Genomic DNA, 22,192 nt, shown 5'->3' with positions numbered 1-22,192 from the left:
TCTGTCCGTTGACGTTTGTCAATTTATCGCCGCGAGCATCGATAAGTCGCATTCACTGTCGATGATTTAACAATGATGCGACGTATCGCATCATCAACGCGGTTTTCTCAAAATGATGGGGAATCGCTGAAGCGAGCTGAAAATATGGTCGCTCAGAACTACTGATATGCAGCTGAGCGACAGCTCGAAATGACGCGCGAAAGTCATCGATGGTCCAAGCCTGATGACGATTTCGCAGTGGCGGGCTTGGGGTCCAACTATGACTCGCGCAACTTCCTCAACGTCAGCCGCGCTTCGAGACCGCCGCCAACGCGGTTGTGCAGCGTGAGCGTCGCGTCCATCGCGAGCGCGAGTTGCCGCGCGATCGCGAGCCCCAGCCCCGTGCCGCCCGTTTGACGATTGCGCGACCCTTCGAGTCGCACGAACGGCTCGAACACCGTCTCCAGCGACTCGGCGGGAATGCCGGGACCGCGATCGAGCACCGACACGGTAGCCTCGCCATCGTGCAACGCGCCGATATCGATCTGCGCGGCGCCGGCGTACCTCAGTGCGTTATCGACCAGATTGCCGACGATGCGCTTCAACGCCTGCGGACGCATCGTCAGCGACTGGCCGAACTGGCCTTGCAGCGACACTTGCTGACCGGCGTCGACGTAATCGCAGACGAGGCTATCGAACAGCGCGTCGGGATCGATGCGTCGCGGCACCTCGGTCGTGCCATGCATCGTGCGCGCGTACGTGACCCCTTCCTTGACCAGCGCCTCCATTTCCTGCAGATCCTGGCGCAGCTTCGCGGCCTCACTGTCGTCGTCCAGCGTGTCGACGCGCAGGCGCATGCGCGTGATCGGGGTTTGCAAGTCGTGCGAAATCGCCGCGAGAATCTGCATGCGCTCGGTCATGTACGTGGCGATCCGATCCTGCATCGCGTTGAACGCGCGCGCGGCGCGCGCCACTTCGGACGGACCGGCTTCAGGCAGGCGCTCGGCCTTCAGGTCGGGGCCAAGCGTGTCGGCCGCGACTGCGAGTTGATTGAGCGGGCGCGTCGCGAGCCGCACCGCCAGCCAGCAGCAAGCGGCGAGCACGAGCAGCTGCAGCGTCAGCACGAGCGGCAGCCAGCGCGACAACGGCGCGCCGGGCATCGGCCGCAGGTCGATGGTGAGCGGCGTGCCGTCGCTCAGTTTCAGGTGCACCTGCAGACGCTCATGATCGCCGGGCACCGCGTTGACGGTCAGCGGGTAACGCGTGCCGATGCCGTCGCCGATCGATTGCGCGACGCGCGCCGACAGGCTCGCGTCGACCGGAGTGCCGGACACCCCCGGGCCGAGCACGAACTCATAGCTGCGCCGCGCGAGCCGCGGCAGCCACTGGGCGCGCTCGTCGGGCGGCAGATGATCGAGCAGCGCGACCGAGCTCGCCACTTCGCGCTCGATGTAGCCCATCATGATGCCGGTCATCGTCTGGTCGCGCTCGGTCATCGTGAGCCAGAACGACAGCGCTTGCGCGAGCGCGAGTCCAATGAACAGAATCACCGCGAGCCGCGCGAACAGCGTGCGCGGCCAATGCGGCCAGCGCAGCAACGACGGTGAGGCAGAAGCGTTCATTGCGGATCTCCGATCGCAGTCACGACCGCCGAAAACACATAGCCCTCGCTGCGCAGCGTCTTGATGTAGCGCGGCTCGCGTGCGCCGTCGCGCAGGCGTTGCCGCAGGCGGCTCACCATCAGATCGATCGAGCGGTCGAACGGATCGGCCTGGCGTCCTTGGGTCAGGTTCAGCAGCTGGTCGCGCGTGAGCACGCGCTGCGGGTGATCGAGAAACACGCGCAACAGACGATACTCCGCGCCGCTCAGCGCCACTTCGGTGCCGTCCGCGTCGAGCAGATGGCGTGCGGTCGTGTCGAGTCGCCAGTCGCCGAAGCACAGCATCGGCGCCGACTCCGTCACCTCCATACCGGGCGGCAGCATGCGCGCGCGGCGCAGCACCGAGCGGATTCGCGCGAGCAGCTCGCGCGCGGCGAACGGTTTGGTCAGGTAATCGTCGGCGCCCATTTCGAGGCCGACGATCCGGTCCGCTTCCTCGCTGCGGGCCGTCAGCATCAGGATCGGCACCGCGCGGAACTTGCCCGCGCGCAACTCACGGCAAAGCACGAGGCCGTCTTCGCCGGGCAGCATCAGGTCGAGCACGATCAGGTCGGGCGCGCCGTTCTCGAGCGTCGCGCGCATCTGGCGGCCATTGGCCGCGAGCGAGACGCGCACGCCGTTTTTCTCGAGGTATCCCGCGAGCAGTTCGCGGATACCGCGATCGTCATCGACGATCAGTACGTGGTCGGAGGTTTCCATTGACGGATTATCTGCCGCGGCGTTTGAGTTGCACGCCTCTCGATTGGATCAATGAACACTGCAACGGATGCGCGAGTTCGGCCGCGAAACCACCCGCGATGAACACGGCGATGGCAAACAGGCGTTTCATGCGTCCTCCAGCACGGAAAGACTCGCGCCGTCGGCCACGCTGGCTTCGAGCGCATAAGGATCGACCCCGTCCAGGCAGCCAATATTGACGCGCCATTGCTGCGGATCCTTGCGCGTCTGATGAAAAGGATAGATGCCGCAATGCTTGCAGAAGTAGTGTTTCGCGACCTTCGTGTTGAACTGGTACAGCGTGAGCGAATCCTCGCCGCTCAGAATCGTCAGTTGACTGGCGGGAAAGAGCGGAGTCATCAGCGCGCCCTTGCGGCGGCACAGGCTGCAGTTGCAGCGCCCGGCCGGAGCGATTTCGGTGCGAACTTCGAACTTGACGGCCCCGCAGTGACACGACCCTTGCAGCAATTCGGCGCTCATGGTGATCTCCGTGATTTGACGATGCCTGCTTTATAGCCTGGTTCATCAGTCGAATTATGTCGTAATGTATCCGGCCGCCGAGACGATACATTACATTGCAATAAGCCGTGGCAATTATCGCGAGGCGAAACAGCGAAGATTAAGCGCGCGAATTGGCATTTAAGCGGCACGCGCAAAACGGATAACGCGGGTTGCTACATTGCTGCCGCATCGTCATGCTCCCCGTGCAAAGATACTCCGCTTATCCATGATTAGGTGAGCAGCACGGCGCGCCAGCCTGCCTCCTTACACGCTGTTTTTGACCTCGGCATGACCAACCGGTATTCCATGTCCCGCTTGACTGGCAGGCATTGCCGAGCACAATCGCGCGGAGCCTTGAATGCGCTTGACTTTTAATCACTAGCCACTTCCAATACCGATGGTGCAGTGCGATGCTTCACTTCTGAAACACGCCTCACATCATTCGGTAATTCAAAGCATTGGCCAGCTGTTCATTCGTCCGCCGTGCATGCGGCGTCAGCTCGAACTGGAGCACTCCTCATCACGGGAGTCGTCTTGGCTGCAAGAAAAAACCAACCCGCTCGCCGCGAACCCGCCCTTATCGATCTCGCATTGCAGGGTGGCGGTTCACACGGTGCTTTTACATGGGGCGTCCTCGACCGTTTGCTCGAAGAGTCGTGGCTGCAGATCGAAGGGATATCGGGTACGTCGGCTGGCGCGATGAACGCCGCGGTGCTGGTGAGCGGCTATCAGGTGGGCGGCGCGGCCGGCGCGCGCGCCGCGCTCGAAGCGTTCTGGCGACGAGTATTCGAAGCATCGGTGTACAGCCCGTTTCGCCGCAGCCCGTTCGACGTGTTGATGGGCCGCTGGACGCTCGACTACTCGCCACTCTTCATCGCGATGGACCTCGCGGCGCGCGTGTTTTCTCCATACGACCTGAACCCGCGCGGCGTACACCCGCTGGCGAAGATTCTGCAGGACTCGATCGATTTCGCGCATCTGCGCGACGCGCCGATCAAGCTGTTCATCACCGCCACCCGCGTGCGCACGGGCCAGGCGCGTGTGTTTCGCAACGGCGATCTGACGCCTGACGTGCTACTGGCCTCCGGCTGCCTGCCCACTCTGTTCCAGGCCGTGCAGATCGACGGTGAAGACTACTGGGACGGCGGCTACGCCGGGAATCCGACCATCACGCCGCTGGTGCGCGAATGCACGTCGAGCGATACGCTGCTGGTCCAGGTCAATCCCGTCGTGCGGGATCAAACACCGCGCACCGCGCGCGACATCATCAGCCGCCTGAACGAAGTCGCCTTCAACGCGCCGCTGCTGAAAGAGCTGCGCATGATCGCGCTGCTGCGCCGCGCGGCGGACGCCGGCAGCGACGAAGGCCGCCATTGGGCGGAGATGCGCATCCATCGGATCTCGAGCGAGCTGATGACCGAACTCGGCTACTCGTCGAAGCTGAACGCCGAGTGGAGCTTTCTGACGATGCTGCGCGACGAAGGCCGGCGCGCCGCGGACGCGTTCCTCTCCGGGCACGCCGATTCGATCGGGGTGCGCTCGTCGCTGGATCTCGACGCGTTGCTCGACGGAGTCTGACCATGGAAGTCATCACGCTGTCCCCGCTCGCGATTGGTCTCGGACTCTTTGGGATGCTCGCGAGTCTCGCGCTGCTGATTGCCCTCGCATACCGCGGCTGGACCGTGCTGTTGCTCGCGCCGTTCGCCGCGATGCTGGCCGCCGCGATTTCGGGCGAACCGATTCTCGCGCACTGGACCCAGACCTTCATGCTCAGCGCCGCGCGCTTTCTCGCGCAGTTCTTTCCGTTGTTCCTGCTCGGCGCGCTGTTCGGCAAGCTGATGGAAGACAGCGGCTCCGTGAAGGCGATCGCCAGATACATGACGGAGAAGCTTGGCGCGCATCGGGCGATTCTCGCCGTCGTGATCGGTGGCGCACTCGTCACCTATGGCGGCGTCAGCCTCTTCGTCGCGTTCTTCGTGCTCGCGCCGATGGCCTCGGCCCTGTTCCAGGCCGCCAATATCCCGCGGCGTCTGATGCCGGCCGCGATCGCGCTCGGCACGCAGACGTTCACGATGTCCGCGCTGCCCGGCACACCGGCCATCCAGAACGCGATCCCAATGCCCTTCTTTGGTACGACGCCGTTTGCGGCGCCAGGGCTCGGCATCGTCGCGAGTATCGTGATGGTGGCGTTCGGGCTGTGGTGGTTGTCGTTGCAGCAATCGCGCGCGAAGGCGGCCAACGAGGGATTCGACGGACTCAACGCGGCGGTGAAATCCACCACGGCGCCGGCGAGCGACAACCTCGTGCGCGAACGCGCGAGCGTCTCCCAGAGTTTCGATCCGGAGGAAGCGAAGCGCGGGCACGTCAGCGAGGATCTGCCGTCGTTCGGCGTCGCGCTCGCGCCGCTCGTGCTCGTCGTGCTGACGAACTTTGTGATGAACGTGATCGTGCTGCCACGCATCGACGCGGACTATCTGGCCGAGGTCCGTTGGGGCGAGACGTCGCTTTCGGCTGTCGCCGGTGTGTGGGGCGTGTGCGTGGCGCTCGTCGTCGCGATCGTGGTGCTCGTGCTGCTCAATCGGCGGCGCCTGCCGGCGCTGCGCGAGACGATCGACGCGGGCGCGAATGCATCGGTCCTACCGGTGCTCAACGTGGGCAGTCTGGTCGGCTATGGCGCGGTGATTGCCGCGCTGCCCGCGTTCGCACTCGTTCGCGAATGGGTGCTCGGCGTCGGCGGTGGTCCGCTCGTATCGCTGGCGGTCGCCACGAACCTGCTCGCGGGGTTGACCGGCTCGGCTTCAGGCGGTCTGACGATCGCGCTCGACGCGCTCGGCGGCACCTATCTGCAACTGGCCGCACAACATGGCATCGACCCGGCGCTGTTGCATCGGGTCGCCGTGATGTCCTCCGGGACACTAGACAGCCTGCCGCATAACGGCGCGGTCGTCACGCTGCTCGCCGTGTGCGGCTCGAACCATCGCGAGAGCTATCGCGACATCGTGATGGTCGCGATTCTCGGCGCGTTGCTCGCGCTGGTGGTCGTGATCGTGCTGGGCTCGCTGCTCGGTACGTTCTAAAGGTTTTCTGCGTTCTGAAGCATCAAGGGGTCTTGCGTCGACGTTGCTGTTCGTCAGTGCAAGACCCCTTTCTCGTTGCTGCTCGGCCGAGTTTGGACTGCTGTCCAGCCGACTGCCGGCTCACTTCACGCGGCCGCGCGCGCCGCATTCATCCGGCCGAACACGAACTGCCCCAGATACCACACCAGCTCCGTATTCGCGAGGATCGCATCTTCGGTGACCGTCGACGGTTCGAGCTTCATCCGGCGCAGCATCAGCTTGCCTTCGCGCGATGTTGTCCACGCATGCATCAGCTCCTTGCGCGTCTTCGCATCGGAGGCGCTGAAATGGTCGCGGCCCTTGCGCGAATCCTCGTTCATGCGCGCGCGCACTTCTTCTTCGCGCGTCGCGATACTGTTCGCCACGGTCTTTCTCGTTTCGGTCTTGACCGCCTGTTCCTGTGCTTCGTCGGCGAGCAGTTTGGCTTGCACGTCGACCATCGTGCGCTCGGCGTCGGAGATCTTCCAGTTGTCGCGTAGCGCGCGCATCAGATAGCCCGCTGGACTCTTCTTGACCTGGCCGCGCTTGATTCTGAAGCGCGTGTACTCGACGGCCTGCTGAATGCGTTCGTCGGTCCAGAGTTCGCGGTTCTCCGAAATCTCGCTGAATTGCTTGGTCGACAGCCCGAATTCGTCGGTGAGAATCTTGTACAGATGGCTCGCGTCGGCGAGGCTCGCGAGTACCGCGTCGGCTGTGTCCTTGCGCTTGAGCAGGAAGCGGATGCGGTCGATTTTCTTCGACGTCGTGGATGCAGTGCGCGTCTCGTAGGACATCTCGACGTCCGACACTTCGTTGATCTCGCGCACCGCCGGCTCGAGCCAATCGCGCTTGAAGTATTTGAAGATGGCGGCGTTCGCGCCCATCTTGCCGGGCCAGTTGCGCATTTCCTCGAGCTGGATCCAGTCGGTACGTCCCGCGGGCACGTTGGGCAAAACCTTGTCGTAGATCGCGCGCGCGAGACTGCGCGTGAACGCGGTGGAGATGCGCAAGCTTAGCCAGTGCGATTTCTGCGGATCGCGGATATGCGGCACGAGCCGTGGATGGACGTCGAAACGCATACGTCCGCGATGAAAGCCGACCATGCCGATCAGCTGAACCTGCACCCACAGGTCGTCTTCATTGGGATCGCGGTCCGCGGGCGTATTCGTCACGCGGACTTTCGCGTTCTGAGCTTCGTCGGCGATCGTGCGCAAATGCTTCAGGTTGCGGCTGTCGTAACGCATCAGCCACTTGAAGTAGTTGAGTTCGACGTCGTACTGATCGCGTTGCTCGGGTTCCTGCGCGACGATGAAGTACGCGGCATCGAGAAAACGCCGCGCCGGCAGTCCCATGTTGACGATTTCGGTGAAGAAATCGTTGCGCTGATAACCGATCTCGCGATTGGCCTCGTTGATGCGCAATCCCTGATCGAACATGTCTTCGAACAGCGCGAGCGCCATCTGGCGTGATGTCGCTTTCGACTTGCCCTCTTCCGGATTGTCCGTAGCCATGTTCTTCATCCACTTTTTAGCTCCCGGGACTGTAAGCATGCAGTGGTGAGCTGTCAACACACAGAACCTCACCATCAGCACGGCCTCGGAGGTGGCCATTTCGTGGTCCATTCCGCGATTCGACACACAGAACCTCACCATCTACACAAGCAACCTCACCTTGCTAGACGGGCTTCCGCGCGGCGAAGCCTCATGGGACGGCCCATCCGGCCTTCATTTCCTGCAGATGCACAACGCACCTCACCTCTGAGATTCGACGCATAGTCAAACACATGGAACCGCACCTTGGTGGGGAATTGGTCTCACCTTGCTGCACAACCAACCGCACCTCTGGGCACAGCGAACCTCACCTTGGACACAACACACCTCACCTTTCGGGACTTAAGTGTTTGAATAAATTGAATATCGTTTGGTTGTGTGTGTTTGTTGGTTTGTTCTCGATTTAAAAAAAAACCTACCAACTGGACTCTCATAAAGTAAATGGACGCGAGGATTGCGCAATGCAGCATGGTGAGGTTGATTGTGCGATACCTGATCCGTGATCGGGACGCGTGCATGGCGAAGGTGAGGTTGGTTGTGCTTTCTGGATGATCTGCGGGCGTTGGTGATTTGTGTCGCTCGGACTGACCGTCCGTCGCGGGCGGAAATCAGCGGTGGTAGGTGAGGTTGATTGTGCAGTTACGCTCCAAGAGGGGGTAACGCTCGCCGGAAGGTGGCGGAAACTTGATAATGGTGAGGTCCGTTGTGCTGGAGCTCGCCGCATTGGGCTTCGCTGAAATGAGAAAGTGCACAAATAACCTCACCCCGTGCTTAAGTTTTGGGCAACTGTGCCGGCTCCGCCCACCGTGTTGCGAATGAAGGTGAGGTCATTTGTGCCTTCGAGTGTGCGGTGTTTCCAGGCGCGCCAGCGAAAACGGTGTAAAAATAGAAAAACTTTCAGAAAAACCACATAAAAACAGTAATTTAAAAAGCTATTTTCAAGCATTTCCTGTATTCTGAGGTTTCCGGAATTTTATGGATAAACCTCAGAATGGTCAGAACGAGCCAACTTCCTGCCGTAGACCGAACCGTTCACTTTGAGCAGATCAGTGAGTTCGCAGAAAAGGTCACCATTTTCACTAATGAGCTGCGTGACACGATTCTGGCTCCGCGTCCTCGAAAAACGGCTCCCGTTTTCAAGACCGGCGAGATTGCGGAGATGTGCAACGTCTCTCACTCCCAGGTGCAGTATCTCGCGACAAAAGGCGACGGAGAACTGCCTTCGGGCACCGCCGCCGGCACGGGCCGTACCCGGACCTTCACGCTGGAGGAAGCACGAATCTGGGTGCAGAAGATTTCCGACATCTACCAAACACCACTGGTCACGCGCCTGAAGGAACCAGACGGGAAGATCATTATCACTGCGCAGCTCAAAGGTGGCTCCGCAAAGACGACGACGACGATGTGCCTCGCCCAAGGGCTGTCGTTGCGGGGCCGCAAGGTGTTGGTGGTCGATCTCGATCCGCAGGCGTCGCTTTCGGAACTGTGCGGACTGTACGCGGAAAAGGACGTGACGCCTGAAGATACGGTATTGCCGTACGTCTACGATCAGGACATTGAAGGCGGCCTCGAGGGGCGGATCCAGTCGACGTACTGGGATGGAATCGATGTGATTCCTGCGCACACGGAATTGATCGGGGCGGAGTTCCATCTGCCGGCGATGCAAAAGATTCGTCCGGGTTTTCGTTTCTGGACCGTGCTTCGTCAAGGGCTCGAGCCGCTGCGCAAGAAGTACGACTACATTCTCATGGATACGTCGCCGTCGCTTTCATACCTCAACCTGAACGCGCTGATGGCAGCGGATGCCATGGTGATGCCGATGGTGCCGGAGAACCTGGATTTCATCAGCTCGCTGTCGTTCTGGCGGCTCTTCTCGGACGTGTCCAAAAGCTTCATCAAATTCGAGAAAGAAAAGAAATACGACTTTGTGTCGCTGGTGTTATCGCGGGTCGATTATGGGCGGAACTCTTCGGCGCCCATCGTGCGCGCATGGGCGCAAAGCGCGTACGAAAACTGGCTGCATTCGATTGAGGTGCCGGCGAGCTCGGTGATGAGCACCGGGGCGTTGGCGTTCTCGACCGTCTTCGACATTAGCAGCAATCACAGCGCGGCAAAGTCGCTGCAACGCGTGCGGCAGCCTCTCGTCGATTACTGTCGCTGGATCGACGAGATCTATTCGGAAAAGTGGAGGAACGCGCAATGAGCAATATGCGAGAACAGTTGCTGGCCAAGACGTCCGGCATTCGCAAAACTTCGTCGATCAACGAGGACGAGGTGAAGCGCAGCAACCGCACGCAAACGGCGCCCGGCCTCGCCGGTGCGCTGGCCGTTGCGCAGCTTCGCGTGCAGGAATTGGAATCGACCGGCGTCGCATCGCAATTGTCGGTCGCGGGCATCTTGCCGAACCCGTGGCAGCCACGCCGTGTGTTCAACGAAGCAAAGTTGGCCGAGCTTGCGGAGTCGATCCGGGAAGTTGGGTTGATGCAGCCGATCGTGGTCCGTCGTGTCGCGGACGACTATCAGATCGTCGCCGGCGAACGGCGCTGGCGTGCGCACAAGATGTTGGGGATGGACACGATCAAAGCAGTGGTCGCGGATTGCTCTGACTCGGATATGGCCGTGCTGGCGATGGTCGAAAACATCAGCCGTGACGACCTTGCCGACTATGAAATCGGCGTTGCGATCCGTCGGTCAGAAGCGGAGTTTCCGAATCGCAAGCGGCTGGCAGAGGCGATGGGATTGTCGCGGGCGGGTCTGTATCAATTCCTTTCGTTCGATAATCTGCCGGACTTCATTAAGAAAGATCTCGATATTCAGCCGCGACTATTGGGCGGGACTGCGGCGCAAGCAATTGGCGCGGCGATCAAGAAGCACGGCGAGGATGGGGTTAAAGCAGCTCGCGAAATTTGGCCGCTGTTGGTGAGAGGCGAAATGGATCAAGGGAAGGTCGCGGCAGCAATCACCGCCTTGGCGACCCGACAGACGACGTCGGCCGGTACTGGCGGACGCAGCATCGAAAAGTTTTTCGCGGGACGAGAGCACGCTGGAAGCATCACGAAGGATGTCAGCAACTTCACGATCAAGATCAAGACCGGCGTGATTACCGAGGCGCAAGAAGTTCAGATACGTCAGCTGATCGGCCAAATGTTCCAATCGCAGCCGAAAACGAGCTGATTTGACCTTTGGTTTGTAGTGTGGAAAGGCCCGCCAAGCGCGGGCTTTTTTTCGGCCAGCTCAAATGGGGGGGCTGAGAGAGTGTCTAGAGTCTAGACACTCTCCAGGAGGCACCTCAGCGTTCGTCCGCGTGTCTAGACTCTAGACACTCTTGTCGGCAAAAGCCGACTCCAATATAAAAGCACCGTGACGGTGAGTACGAGCATTCCTTGCGCCTTATCCGGTCGCGGGGACTTTCGCGTAGTAAGTGCATTCGCAAAGAAAGCTTGCCGGTGCTTCGGGGCCTTTGCCCGACATAGTCGAGCCCCCCACTGGCTTGGAATTTGTGAACCTGTCTGTAAGCTGGCTTCTGCCCACTTGCTGACGGGTCATATCGTCAGGGCGCAGCCCAACGTGTTCGATGGTCACCTGACGGCGGGAATGGTAGGTTCCCTCCCTTTGAAAGAGAATGCTCTCCGACAGCCATCCACGGTGATTCTCAACCCTTTATCACAAACGGGCGACTCATCCTCGTACCATCGCTTGGCCCTTCGATGGCCCGCTCCTGCGACGAGAAAAATTGGTGCGCTAGATATCGAGGCACTGCGCACCAAATGCCTGCCACGCGCTTGCACGCAGCCGCGTTGAAACATCCCGGGATGCTCTGAACCGGTTTTCCATAAAGCCCCGAGTTCAGGGTGACGCTGACGGTCGCAGCACTTTGTGAAAATCGCCAACGTCTCTCACGGCCGATCCAATGTTCGGGAGCACCTAGGCCACAGACGCGCGCGGTGCTCAGGCCAACGCGTATGGACCCCAGTCAGCCGCTCTTCTGCCGGGAAATCCGTCCCGTACGATCACCGACAAATCCGGATCTGGTGGACGGAAGCGCGAAGGACGGCTGTGAATCTGGTTTGTCTCAGCGCACAGAACGAATAATTCAAGCTGTGTCGGGAGCCAGCCAATACTCGAGTGTCGCGTTAAGGGATGCCAAACCTGCTAGTGCGATCCTTCTCGGCCGATGCCGAACGAGCTGCCGCAAGCGGTGTACGCCTCTCCTTTCGATCGTCGCAAGCCTGCCCCCCCGAATCACATCCCGTTGCAGATCCAGACAGTCGGCCGACGGCCAGAAAGTCAACCCGGACCGCCTGCCGCCGCTGCGTAATCGGCGGTACGCGCGTTAAGCAATCCCACAACGTCGGCAGTAAGAAGCCACTCTCGGACAATTAACCGGGGGCGGCAGGTCGTCCGATCGACTTGCCCACATCACGACATACGCGGCTCCACGACCCGAACCGATCTTCCCGTTCTGGTCCCGTAAGTCGCGCTACTGGTTGAGCCTGCGCCAGCCGCTGCGGTCGCGCGAAATTGACAACGCTGCTCCCGGCGCATCGGAAATCAACCCGCTGGACGATCGTTCGCAGTATCGGCGAGGGCAAATGCGCAAATCGTCGTCAACGTGAAGAGTCGTCGTCCGGCTCACTCTTCTCACATCGATGAGCGAGACAATTGCGCCCCGCAAGCTCCACAAACGCAGCGCCACCGTCCATCACTGAGCGCGACGCCAACTCCAGCTTCCATGAGTCGACCACGAGCAAAATCCCATAACATACGGGGCGCGGAACGCGAGGCCGACTATTACGAACTAAATATCGAAAAACGAGCGAGTATTAGCCAATCCGAGCGCGAACCCGCGATTCTTCGGCCGATCTCGCCAATTGGCCCCTCGTGAAACATTGGTAAATGTCTTTCGCATATCATAACTTATTGTTTTAAAACAGATTTTTCAATTCAACGAGCCATTGTTTCACGCGAATCAGCCTAATTGGTGCACGATACCCCGTCACTCCGACCAAGTGGGGATCGCGCGCAAGATTGCACTCACGCCTTCTAGCATTCGTAACATTTAATACGTAATTTGTAGCGAATAAATTCCCAGGGGTTGCCGCTGACTGCCACGCCCACGGCCGTCGTGAAAGGACGCCTGGCCGCTCCGCCGTCACTTCCCAAACCCGGCCTCCGGCGTCTCCCGCACACTGCGCCCGGCAACAAATCACCTTCTCCGACAGCGCGCCCGCGAGAGGCGCGCTGCGATAAGGGACGACGCCATCGTGGAATCTTCGAGCGGCCCTCTTTCGCGGCGCCACGCAATGATCAAATGGAAGCGAACCTGACGGCTGATCGGCAACTGCGACGTCGCGCGAATCACCGTATCGGCTTCGCGCAGCGGCTCGATGCTGTTCGGGTGGAACGTCTGACCTTCCAGTCCGACGTTCGTCCCCGTTCCCATCACTTCCGCGATTTCGTTTTGTAGGGCGAGCGGCACACGCACGAGGTTGGCCGTCCAGCGCGACAGCCGGTTGGTCGCGAACGGTGTGCCTTGGTGGGGTGCCGCGATCAATATGGCGTGCTCCACTTGCCGCATCGGTGTGAAGTTCAGTAGCCGATTGAGCCGCTCGTCCTCACGATCGATGTCGGTCCCTTCGGGCACGCAGTTGTCTTTCAACGTCTCCCGAAGCGCGTCGCGGAAAGTCGACAAAGCACCATCCGATGCGACGCCGGCGTCGCGCATCGCCGTGAATATCACTGGCGACGTTGACCCACGCCTCGGGGCCGCTCGCGAGGCCATGCAACATCAGAATGATCCGTCGACTGGGATCGAAAGGTTCGAAGGGTTGCATCATGTAGATGCCCGGCGCATCGATACGGCGTGCGCAACGATTGCTCGGCGAAACCCGAGCGCGCGAGCCAGATGCCATCGCCCGCGCTGAAGGGTGCCGAAAGTGGCACAGCCCGCCCCGTGTCGCTCGACACTGTCTTCGCGATACGGATCGTAGACGGACAGCACGACATCATGTGAGGCAAGCACCTACTCGAGCGCGCCCTGGCTGAACCAGATCAACGTCGTGACGTTCGGCGACGGCATCTCACTGAAATAGCGCGATGCCGACCTCGGCCGTCCTGCGGCCCGTGACGAGACACCGGTATCGGTCTCGGCGTTGCTACTCTTTCGTCATCGGCATCGCCGCCCGCATCGGCGTCGTCTTCAGCCGGCGGCACCTTCATCATCGCAACGAGTTCGGCGCCCAAATCATCACGTCGATAAATGCCACGTATCCCGGCGAACGACAGCCGCGACGCCGGAATGACTTCGCGCGGTTCGCGCCGCCTTCGGGTAGCCGGACAGATCGAATTGCGCATCGCTCCATTCACTCGCGTTGGCTGGCGTGTTCGTGATGGTCTTCCGCAACGACAGTTCGGCGAGGCTCGACAATCGCCAGTCGGTATCGATTCCGCCGGCGGTCGAGATCGGATTGATGCAATCGAGCGGCTCGCGTTGGCAGGTGTTTCCATCGGTTGCCGCGATTTGCAGCGTGTCTGGCGTCGCGGCGCTCAGACGGCCGGTCGACAGAATATCGCCGTGGCGCATCGCGATGTACTCCCCGGGGCCTTGCGAGTTGACGGTCATCATCGCGCAGCGGGACAGAAGACTGCTGACGACCAGATGGAGTGCTGCGCACCGCGATATCCGCGATGCGAGCGAGCATGTCATGACGCGTCGCGCCGGTCGGACTCTACGCCCGGCAAGTCGCTGGTGCGACCAATGCCATTCGCCATGGTGCGCATTGGCTCCAATGAGAATGAATCCCGATTTAACAAACACGGCTGCTCCATCGGCAAAGACAGAATAGCCATGCTTATATTTCGACAACAGAAGTTGAAGCAACCATGGGACCAAGTCTGGGTGCCCGCAGTAAGTTGCGAATCGATTGACGGCAAACGCATTGATCGGCCATGATGCCTGTGACGAACTGTGAGCGGGGACAATGATGCGCGCATGACACGGGCAGACCACTACTGAACTGCGCAAAGTCATGAATGGCGGACTTGTCAATTTCCTTAGTCTTTCTTCGGCGTGGTGAAGCAGGTTGGCGGTTAGACAGGATGCCCGATAAACGGAGCCTGAATGACGACGCATGACATTGCCGGTCCGACAGACGCGATGCCGCTGTTCCCCGGCCGTGGAAGTCGCAGCGAATGCACTCATCGGTCCACTGCTATGGACCCCTATGAATTCATGAGCAACCTGTAGAGCACCGTATCCGCCGGCCCGCGAGCTACGTTGCCATCGGGTGAACGACACGGGTTGCGCCAGCAGTCAGCCGAGGACATCATGAACGCAAACCGCTCCGATGCACCGCGCCCTCGCCGAACAGCCAGCGTCCTGTTGACCGGTGTATTGTCATGCGCGTTGACCTGTGCGCTCGCCGTTTCACAGTCGGGCTGCCAACGGCAGACCGAAACACAGACTGGCGATACGAGGCCAGCCGTGCAGCTCACCAGGGTCGAACCGGCCGACGCCTTCGTCATTCGCATTTTTACCGGGCGAGTCGAGCAGACCAGCATCTCGCCGCTCGCCTTCGAAGTATCGGGCCGCGTCGTGCAGATCGCGGTGCTCGAAGGCGCATCCGTGAAACGCGGGCAGGTGATCGCGCGTATCGATGAAGAACCCTACAAGCTGCAACTGCAACGCGCGAACGCGCAGTATCAGCAGCTGAGCGACAACCTGAAGCGCCAGGCGGTGCTGCGCAAGGACGGGATTCTGTCGCAGGCTGCCTATGAGCAGCTGTCGGCTGCCACGGATGCCGCACGCGCGGCACGCGACATGGCGAGCCGCGACCTGCGCAATACCCGGCTCGTCGCGCCATTCGACGGCCGGATCGCTCGCCGCAACATCGAAATCCAGCAGGTCGTGCAGGCTGGCGCACCCGCGTTCAATCTGGAAAACGTCGGCCGTGTCGATGTCGGCGTCGATCTGCCTCAGAGCATTGCCGAACGGCTGTTCGTCGATAAGACGCTGAGAGCCGAGGCGTGGCTGCCCGAACGGCCGCAGAACCGCTTCGCGCTAGTGTTCCGCGAACGGACCACGCAGACCTCGCCGACTTCGGCCGCCTACCGGCTCGTGTTCTCCATCGAAGGACCGCAAAGCGCCATGCTGTTACCCGGCATGGCATTGCGCGTACAGATGTCCGACACGGCCCGGCAAGTCGCGCAAAGCGACAACCTCGGCTACTTCGCGATTCCGATCGCGGCGGTGTCGATCGGCGCGGACGGTCAGCGCAGTCTGTGGCGCTACGATGCGGCCTCCGGCCGTGTGCATGCGGTGCCGGTCAGCGTGCGCGAAATTCGCAATGACGACGTGGTCGTCGCGGGTGCGGTCGCGGAGGGCGACCGCGTGGTGGCCGGCGGCTCGCAGTTCATGAAAGAGGGAATGGCGGTCCGCCCAATGGATGCACCTCAATGAATCTCGCGCGCCCCCTGATCGAAAAGCCGCTGATCGCGTGGGTTCTGGCGCTGATCTCGCTGTTGGGCGGCCTTTTTGCGTACTACAACATCGGGCGGCTCGAAGACCCGAAGTTCACGATCAAGACCGCGGTCGTCGTGACGCTGTATTTGGGCGCGAGTGCGCACGAGGTCGAGCAGGAGGTGACGGACCGGCTCGAAAGCGCGATCCAGCAGATGCCGCAGGTCGAGAAGCTGACCTCGCGTTCAATGCCTGGCTACTCTGAAATCCGCGTCCAGATTCGCGACCAGTACACGTCGGCGCAATTGCCGCAAGTGTGGGACGAATTGCGCAATTCTGTGTCGGATGCACAGGTCCGGCTGCCACCGGGGGCTGGGCCGACACTCGTGCTCGACCGTTTCGGCGACGTCTACGGGATGTTCTACGCGCTGACCGGCGCGGGATACACGCAGGCGCAACTCTATGCGTACGCGCGCGAACTGCGCCGCCAACTGCTGACGCTCGACGACGTGTCCGACATCGTGATCGCCGGTCAGCAGCAGGAGGAGATCTCGGTCGACGTCGACCAGTCGAAACTGATCGCCAACAATCTTTCCACCGACGATCTCGCGCAGACGCTGTTCCTGCAGAACGAGGTTCGGCCCGCGGGCCGCGAACGCGTCGGCGACTTGTCGTTGCGGATCGCGCCGACCGGCTCGCTCGATTCGCTGCAGGCCATCCGATCGCTGCCCGTCAACAATACGCCCGGCACGCTGCTGCTCGGCGATATCGCTCGCGTGAGCCATGGCTATGCGACGATTCCGAACCATGTCATTCACTACAACGCCCAGCCCGCGATCACGATCGGTATCAGCGCGCGACCGCGCGTCAACGTGGTCAGAGTCGGCGAGAGGATCAAGGCGAAGCTCGCCGTACTCGAGCGCGACCGCCCGATCGGTATCAAGCTGTACTCGCTTTACGATCAGCCGCAGGTCGTCGACGAGAGCGTGCGCGGTTTTATCTTCGACGTGTTCCTGTCCGTGTCGATCGTCGGCGTTGCGCTCGGCATCGGGCTTGGCTGGCGCGCGGGGGTCGTGCTCGGTATCGAGCTGTTCCTGTCGATTCTCGGCACGCTGCTCGTCATGTACGCGGCTGGGATCGAGCTTCAGCGGATATCGCTCGGCGCGCTGATCATCGTGATGGGCATGCTGACCGACAACAGCATCGTGGTGGTCGAGGGCATGCTCGTGAGGGTGCAGCGAGGCAAGTCGCATCTCGAGGCGGCGACAGAGATCCTCAAACAAAGCCAATGGATTTTGCTCGCGTCGACCATCGTGGGGATTCTGGCTTTTTCGGGAATCGGCCTGTCACCGGATGCGGTCGGCGAATTCTGCGCGTCCCTGTTCGCCGTCGCTGCGATTTCGCTGCTATTTAGCTGGGTAATCGCCATTGCGCTGACACCGCTGTTCGGCACCTATCTTTTCAAGCCCGCGGACATCATCGATGAAGACCCGTTCAAGGCGAAGCTATACAGGCGTTATGGCGAGTTGTTGTCATGGGTCACCCGACGGCGCGTGCTGGTGGTCATCGGCCTCGTTGCGCTGACGGTGCTGGCGGGCTGGGCGTTCCGTTTCGTCGAGCAGAGCTTCTTCCCGGCGTCGACGACGCCGATCTTCTATGTCGATATGCGTTTGCCGCGCGGCGCCGACATTCGCGCGGTCGTCGAAAAGAGTCGCGAAGTCGAGAAGGTGCTGCTCGAGCATGCGGACGTCACCAACGTGCAGACGTATATCGGTTCGGGCGCGACGCGCTTCTTCCTTGTCTACGATCCGGAGACGCGCGATCCGTCGTACGCGCAGTTCATCGTCGGCGCGAAGGATCAGCGCCTGATCGACGTCATGCTTCCGAACATCGAAGCAGATCTGAAGAAGCGCTTCCCAGAGCAGCACTGGACGGTGACGCGGCCGAACTTCGGGCCCGGCGGAGGCGCGGCGATTCAGGCGCGCTTCTCCGGTCCCGATCCGGCCGTGCTGCGTCGCTTGTCGCAGGAAGCGCAGGACGTGCTGAAGGCCGACGGCCGTATCATCGCGATCCGCGACGACTGGGAGAACCCGATCAGCATCGTGCGGCCGGATTTCGACGAGTCGCGCGCGCGCTCGCTCGGTGTGACGCGCCGGCAGGTCACCGACACCATGGCTTATGCAACCGAAGGCCTGCGCGCGGGCATCTATCGGGAGCGCGATCAATTGCTGCCGATCGTGCTGCGCTCGCCCGACTACACACGCGGCGTCGCGGGCCTGCAGGACCTGCAGGTGTTCAGCGCGGGTCTGCGCCGTTACGTGCCGCTCGGCGACGTGGTCAACGGCTTCACGGTCGGGACCGAGGAAGGTCAGATCGCGCGCGAGGACCGGATTCGCACGATCACGGTATCGGCGAACCCTATCTATGGGCAGAACAGCGTCGACGCCTTCAACCGCATACGCTCGGGCATCGAGAACATCAAGCTGCCTTCGGGTTACCGCTTCGAATGGGGCGGCGAGCACGAATCGTCGACGCGCGCGCAGCAGAGCCTGTTCCGACAACTGCCGCTCGGCTTCATCGCGATGGCATTGCTGGTGCTGATGATGTTCGGGCGCCTGAAGCCCGCGCTCGTCGTGCTGCTCGTCGTGCCGATGTCGATCTGCGGCGTGACGCTCGGACTGCTGCTGTTTCGTGGCGCGTTCGGTTTCATGGCATTGCTCGGTCTATTGAGCCTGATCGGCATGCTGATCAAGAACGGCGTCGTGCTCGTCGAAGAAATGGATGCGCAAATCGCCGCCGGCGTGCCGCGTATGCAGGCGGTGACGCACGGCGCGATGAGCCGTCTGCGTCCGGTAATGCTGTCGGCCGGTACGACGGCGCTCGGTATGGCGCCCCTGTTGTGGGACCCGTTCTTCAAGGACATGGCGATTACGATCATGTCGGGCCTTGCTTTCGCCACCATACTGACGATGGTCGCCGTGCCGGCGCTGTACTCGATGCTGTTTGCGATCAAGCGGGCGGAATGGGAGCCGGGCCGACACCCGGAAGCAAAATGATCCGCGCGCGCCCTTGTCTTCTCGCCATCGCGGCGCTGCTGCTCGAAGCAGGTTGTTCGGGTTCGTTGCAACTGGAAAAGCCCGCCGCGTTTCCGCCGCAGTATTCGGAGGCGCAACAGGGCGCGGCGACACCGATGTCCGCGCAGGATCTCGCGGCATGGTGGACCCAGTACAACGATCCGACGCTGAACAAACTGATCGAAGTCGCGCTCGCGCACAACTTCGACATCGCTACCGCTTATGCACGCGTCGATCAGGTGCAGGCCGGGATCCGGCTGGCTCGCTCGCAACTGTTGCCGTCGGTCGGTGCGAGCGTCAGCGGCGCTAAGTTCCACGGCGGCGAGACTCAGCTCGAGTTCGCGCAGTTCCTCGGCATCACCAATACCGATGCGCAGTTCTGGCGAGTCGGGTTGCAGGCGCAATGGGAGATCGATCTGTTCGGCCAGGGACGCTCGCGGCTCTCGGCGGCACGTGAGCAGGTACGCGCGGCCGCGGGCGATGCGCAGGCGGTGCGCCTGAGCGTGGTGTCGGGTGTCGCGAATCTGTATGTCACGTATCGCGGGCTGCTGCGTCAGCGCACGATCCTGCTGCAGAGCCGCGCAATCGCGGACGACTTCGTCGACATTGCCGAAAAGAGCTTTACCGCGGGCCTCGTGATGAGTACGGACATCGAAGCGGCGCGCGCTGGCCGCGCCCAGGTCGATGCGCGTATGCAGGACCTGGAGAACGGCATCGCACAGGCGCGGTTGAATTTGCAAAATCTTTGCGGCGTGCAGCCAGCGGACTTCGCCGGAGTCCTGGATGAAAGCGACACGCTGATGACCGCACTGCCGCACATCGAGCCCGGCCAACCCGTCGATCTGCTGATGCGGCGCCCGGATCTGATCGCGGCGCAGGCGCGCGTGAATGCGGCGGTCAGACAGTCGGATGTCGCGCGGCTCAACTACTGGCCGACCATATCGCTAAGCGGCATGCTAGCGCGCAATGGGTGGGAGTTCGCGGGTCAAAACCTCGGGGCCAGCACGTTCTGGCTATTCGGCGCGGCGATGGCGATGCCGCTGATCGACTTCGGCGCGCGGCGCTCGCAGGTGGAGTCGTCGGATGCGCAGGCGCAGCAGGCGATGTTCAATTACGAAAAGACCGCGCTCGGCGCGTTCTATGACGTCGACCGTGCGCTGGCGCGTTTGAACCGGCAGGATGAGTTGTTCAAGGCGCGCAATGAAGAAGTCACGCGTCGTGCCGCGCAGCTGAGCCAGGTGCGACGTCGCTACGAACTCGGCGATACCGGCCGCGTCGATATCGATCAGGTGCGGGTTGCGCTGCTCGAAAGCCAGTCGTCGCAGGCGAGGGAAGAGGTCGGCAAGCTGCAGGCACAGTTCGCGTTGTTCAGGGCGATGGGGGGCGGCTGGTTGGCCAATCCGCCAGTGGCCTCGAATCAACCAGCATCGATGGCGCCCGCGCCCGCCACCGCGAACGCACCGGCGCCGGCTTCACAGTGAGAACGATCGGGTGAATAGCTTCACATCGCATGCGCGATGAATTGCATCAACGCGTAGCAAGCGTACTCGCAGGCCGTTGGCTTCAGTCGGGAGGACTAACAGGAGATGCGCGGCGTACGCGCACCGGCTCCGCGTCAGTCCCTTTCTGGAAGAAATCAGCTTCTCTGAAGGGTGAACGATGACAACCCAGGTCGAGACGAAACTGTCGTTACCCGCATTGACCGCGATGGTCGTTGGCTCAATGGTGGGCGCCGGGATTTTCTCGTTGCCGCGCAATTTCGCGCGTGCGACCGGACCATTCGGCGCGGTCATTGCATGGTGCGTGGCGGGCATCGGCATGTATGCGCTGGCGCGCGTGTTCCAGGCGCTCGCACAGCGACGGCCCGAGCTCGATGCCGGTGTGTTCGCGTATGCGCGCGCGGGCTTCGGCGATTATGCGGGCTTTCTATCCGCATTCGGCTACTGGATGGCCGGCTGCTTCGGCAACGTGTCGTACTGGGTGCTGATCAAATCGACGCTCGGCGCTTTCGTCCCCGTCTTCGGTGAGGGCAATACGGCGACCGCGATCATCGTGTCGTCGGTGGGCATCTGGCTGTTTCATCTGGTGATGCTGCGCGGCGTTCAGCAGGCCACGATGATCAACACGATCGTGACGGTGGCTAAGGTGATTCCGATCGTGCTGTTCATCGTGATACTGATCGCGCTGTTTCGCGCCGACATGTTTCACGCAAATCTGCGGGAAGGCAACGATCAGCTCGGCAACGGCCTGTTCTCGCAGGTTCGCGCGACGATGCTCGTCACCGTCTTCGTGTTCGTCGGCATCGAAGGTGCAAGCGTGTACTCGCGCTACGCGAAAAAGCGCTCGGATGTCGGCGCCGCGACGATCACCGGCTTCGTGGCCGTACTGTGTCTGCTGGTGCTGGTGACGCTGCTGCCTTACGCGACCTTGCCGCGCGCCGATCTCGCGGTGATGCGCCAGCCGTCGATGGCCGCGGTACTCGGCGCGCTGCTCGGCCCATTCGGCGTCGTGTTCATCAGCGCGGGTTTGATCATTTCGATCCTCGGTGCGTATCTCGCGTGGTCGCTTATCTGTGCCGAGGTGCTGTTCGCCGCCGCGCGCCTCGAGACGATGCCGCGCCTCTTCGCTCGACAAAACGAGCGCAAGCTGCCGGTCGCCGCGATCTGGCTCACGAGTACCGTGGTGCAGTGTTTCGTCATCAGCACGTACTGGTCGACCGATGCGTTTGCGCTGATGCTCAATCTGACGAGCTCGATGGCGCTGATTCCTTATTTCCTCGTGGCCGCATACGGCATCAAGGCCGCGCGTTACGACAGTGGACAGAATGGCGGCACCTTGAGCGGAGCGTTGCGCACCGAGTATTTCGTCGCGATGTTCGCGACGTTCTATACGGCCTTTCTGCTGTTCGCGGGTGGTCTGAAGTTCCTGATGCTATCGGCGCTGCTTTATGCGCCCGGTACGGTGCTGTATGTGGTGGCCAAACGCGAGCGCGGCCTGCGGGTGTTTTCGAAAGTCGAGTGGGTCATCTTTGCCGTTGCGGCTTGCGGCGCGATCGCCGCGCTGATCGGCCTCGCGAGCGGCACGATCGTCATCTGAGCGGTCGATCATCGTAGTCGCGCGAGCGCGGCTCGGTCGGAACGTGTTCGCGGGAGAGCGAT

16 protein-coding genes are annotated in these 22,192 nt (G+C 61.6%); 8 read left to right on the top strand and 8 right to left on the bottom strand.

Features of this window, described 5'->3' with window-relative positions; all coding sequences use genetic code 11:
* Positions 1-257: 257 nt before the first annotated feature.
* The 4 genes from BC1002_RS30980 to BC1002_RS30970 are packed head-to-tail and all read right to left on the bottom strand — an operon-like array spanning position 258 to position 2,836.
* Positions 258-1,601 carry an ATP-binding protein gene (locus BC1002_RS30980; RefSeq protein ID WP_013093922.1) on the bottom strand — a complete coding sequence of 448 codons (1,344 nt, stop codon included), beginning with the start codon at positions 1,599-1,601 and terminating at the stop codon, positions 258-260.
* Entirely contained in the window at positions 1,598-2,338 is a 741-nt protein-coding gene (locus tag BC1002_RS30975; RefSeq protein WP_013093921.1) for a response regulator, read from the bottom strand. The genes BC1002_RS30980 and BC1002_RS30975 overlap by 4 nt, the downstream gene beginning before the upstream one ends.
* A 7-nt stretch (positions 2,339-2,345) precedes the next feature.
* Complete coding sequence (locus BC1002_RS39455) at positions 2,346-2,468, bottom strand: hypothetical protein (protein ID WP_013093920.1); 123 nt, start codon at positions 2,466-2,468, stop codon at positions 2,346-2,348.
* Positions 2,465-2,836: a GFA family protein gene (locus BC1002_RS30970; protein ID WP_013093919.1), complete on the bottom strand. Its 372-nt coding sequence runs from the start codon at positions 2,834-2,836 to the stop codon at positions 2,465-2,467. Before BC1002_RS30970 ends, BC1002_RS39455 begins: the two co-directional genes overlap by 4 nt.
* A 555-nt stretch (positions 2,837-3,391) precedes the next feature.
* Here BC1002_RS30970 and BC1002_RS30965 point away from each other — a divergent pair.
* Together BC1002_RS30965 and BC1002_RS30960 are read left to right on the top strand one after the other, a co-directional pair.
* Positions 3,392-4,435 carry a patatin-like phospholipase family protein gene (locus BC1002_RS30965; protein ID WP_013093918.1) on the top strand — a complete coding sequence of 348 codons (1,044 nt, stop codon included), beginning with the start codon at positions 3,392-3,394 and terminating at the stop codon, positions 4,433-4,435.
* 2 nt (positions 4,436-4,437) lie between these two features.
* Positions 4,438-5,934 (top strand): GntP family permease, encoded by a 1,497-nt coding sequence (locus BC1002_RS30960; RefSeq protein WP_013093917.1) that lies wholly within the window; start codon positions 4,438-4,440, stop codon positions 5,932-5,934.
* Between the two features lie 125 nt (positions 5,935-6,059).
* Here BC1002_RS30960 and BC1002_RS30955 read toward each other — a convergent pair whose 3' ends face one another.
* Positions 6,060-7,463: a replication initiation protein gene (locus tag BC1002_RS30955; RefSeq protein WP_184141839.1), complete on the bottom strand. Its 1,404-nt coding sequence runs from the start codon at positions 7,461-7,463 to the stop codon at positions 6,060-6,062.
* Positions 7,464-8,262: 799 nt separating this feature from the next.
* Positions 8,263-8,448, bottom strand: a complete 186-nt coding sequence (locus tag BC1002_RS38070) for a hypothetical protein (RefSeq protein ID WP_157874824.1) — start codon at positions 8,446-8,448, stop codon at positions 8,263-8,265.
* Positions 8,449-8,493: 45 nt separating this feature from the next.
* On the opposite strand from BC1002_RS38070, the gene BC1002_RS30950 reads away from it, so the two are divergent.
* Both BC1002_RS30950 and BC1002_RS30945 read left to right on the top strand, forming a co-directional pair.
* Positions 8,494-9,705, top strand: a complete 1,212-nt coding sequence (locus BC1002_RS30950) for a ParA family protein (RefSeq protein WP_013093915.1) — start codon at positions 8,494-8,496, stop codon at positions 9,703-9,705.
* Positions 9,702-10,676, top strand: coding sequence for a ParB/RepB/Spo0J family partition protein (locus BC1002_RS30945; protein ID WP_013093914.1), 975 nt, complete (start codon positions 9,702-9,704; stop codon positions 10,674-10,676). The genes BC1002_RS30950 and BC1002_RS30945 overlap by 4 nt, the downstream gene beginning before the upstream one ends.
* Before the next feature lie 2,032 nt (positions 10,677-12,708).
* On the opposite strand, the gene BC1002_RS30940 is transcribed toward BC1002_RS30945, so the two are convergent.
* Entirely contained in the window at positions 12,709-13,227 is a 519-nt protein-coding gene (locus BC1002_RS30940) for a hypothetical protein (RefSeq protein ID WP_041735689.1), read from the bottom strand.
* 522 nt (positions 13,228-13,749) lie between these two features.
* The gene (locus BC1002_RS30935; protein ID WP_041735687.1) at positions 13,750-14,127 is read right to left on the bottom strand and encodes a hypothetical protein; all 378 of its coding nucleotides are present in this window, start codon (positions 14,125-14,127) and stop codon (positions 13,750-13,752) included.
* 858 nt (positions 14,128-14,985) lie between these two features.
* On the opposite strand from BC1002_RS30935, the gene BC1002_RS30930 reads away from it, so the two are divergent.
* The 4 genes from BC1002_RS30930 to BC1002_RS30915 all read left to right on the top strand — a co-directional run bounded on the left by BC1002_RS30930 (position 14,986) and on the right by BC1002_RS30915 (position 22,130).
* Positions 14,986-15,960 (top strand): efflux RND transporter periplasmic adaptor subunit, encoded by a 975-nt coding sequence (locus BC1002_RS30930; RefSeq protein WP_041735962.1) that lies wholly within the window; start codon positions 14,986-14,988, stop codon positions 15,958-15,960.
* The gene (locus tag BC1002_RS30925) at positions 15,957-19,016 is read left to right on the top strand and encodes an efflux RND transporter permease subunit (RefSeq protein WP_013093912.1); all 3,060 of its coding nucleotides are present in this window, start codon (positions 15,957-15,959) and stop codon (positions 19,014-19,016) included. The genes BC1002_RS30930 and BC1002_RS30925 overlap by 4 nt, the downstream gene beginning before the upstream one ends.
* Positions 19,013-20,515 carry an efflux transporter outer membrane subunit gene (locus tag BC1002_RS30920; RefSeq protein ID WP_013093911.1) on the top strand — a complete coding sequence of 501 codons (1,503 nt, stop codon included), beginning with the start codon at positions 19,013-19,015 and terminating at the stop codon, positions 20,513-20,515. Before BC1002_RS30925 ends, BC1002_RS30920 begins: the two co-directional genes overlap by 4 nt.
* Before the next feature lie 178 nt (positions 20,516-20,693).
* A complete protein-coding gene (locus BC1002_RS30915; protein WP_013093910.1) occupies positions 20,694-22,130 on the top strand; it encodes a basic amino acid/polyamine antiporter in 1,437 nt (478 codons plus the stop codon).
* The last annotated feature ends 62 nt before the right edge of the window (positions 22,131-22,192 follow it).

The sequence above is a fragment of the Paraburkholderia atlantica genome, assembly GCF_000092885.1.
In the GTDB taxonomy this organism is placed as follows: domain Bacteria; phylum Pseudomonadota; class Gammaproteobacteria; order Burkholderiales; family Burkholderiaceae; genus Paraburkholderia; species Paraburkholderia atlantica.
Note: the sequence above shows the minus strand (reverse complement) of the source record. Positions and strands in the feature narration are given on the sequence as shown.

What these genes read in the sequence shown, in the direction of transcription:
- BC1002_RS30980 (WP_013093922.1), bottom strand. Translation starts at nt 1,601, where the DNA reads ATGAACGCTTCTGCCTCACCGTCGTTGCTGCGCTGGCCGCATTGGCCG.
- BC1002_RS30975 (WP_013093921.1), bottom strand. Translation starts at nt 2,338, where the DNA reads ATGGAAACCTCCGACCACGTACTGATCGTCGATGACGATCGCGGTATC.
- BC1002_RS39455 (WP_013093920.1), bottom strand. Translation starts at nt 2,468, where the DNA reads ATGAAACGCCTGTTTGCCATCGCCGTGTTCATCGCGGGTGGTTTCGCG.
- BC1002_RS30970 (WP_013093919.1), bottom strand. Translation starts at nt 2,836, where the DNA reads ATGAGCGCCGAATTGCTGCAAGGGTCGTGTCACTGCGGGGCCGTCAAG.
- BC1002_RS30960 (WP_013093917.1), top strand. Translation starts at nt 4,438, where the DNA reads ATGGAAGTCATCACGCTGTCCCCGCTCGCGATTGGTCTCGGACTCTTT.
- BC1002_RS30955 (WP_184141839.1), bottom strand. Translation starts at nt 7,463, where the DNA reads ATGGCTACGGACAATCCGGAAGAGGGCAAGTCGAAAGCGACATCACGC.
- BC1002_RS38070 (WP_157874824.1), bottom strand. Translation starts at nt 8,448, where the DNA reads ATGCTTGAAAATAGCTTTTTAAATTACTGTTTTTATGTGGTTTTTCTG.
- BC1002_RS30950 (WP_013093915.1), top strand. Translation starts at nt 8,494, where the DNA reads ATGGTCAGAACGAGCCAACTTCCTGCCGTAGACCGAACCGTTCACTTT.
- BC1002_RS30945 (WP_013093914.1), top strand. Translation starts at nt 9,702, where the DNA reads ATGAGCAATATGCGAGAACAGTTGCTGGCCAAGACGTCCGGCATTCGC.
- BC1002_RS30940 (WP_041735689.1), bottom strand. Translation starts at nt 13,227, where the DNA reads ATGCGCGACGCCGGCGTCGCATCGGATGGTGCTTTGTCGACTTTCCGC.
- BC1002_RS30935 (WP_041735687.1), bottom strand. Translation starts at nt 14,127, where the DNA reads ATGATGACCGTCAACTCGCAAGGCCCCGGGGAGTACATCGCGATGCGC.
- BC1002_RS30925 (WP_013093912.1), top strand. Translation starts at nt 15,957, where the DNA reads ATGAATCTCGCGCGCCCCCTGATCGAAAAGCCGCTGATCGCGTGGGTT.
- BC1002_RS30920 (WP_013093911.1), top strand. Translation starts at nt 19,013, where the DNA reads ATGATCCGCGCGCGCCCTTGTCTTCTCGCCATCGCGGCGCTGCTGCTC.
- BC1002_RS30915 (WP_013093910.1), top strand. Translation starts at nt 20,694, where the DNA reads ATGACAACCCAGGTCGAGACGAAACTGTCGTTACCCGCATTGACCGCG.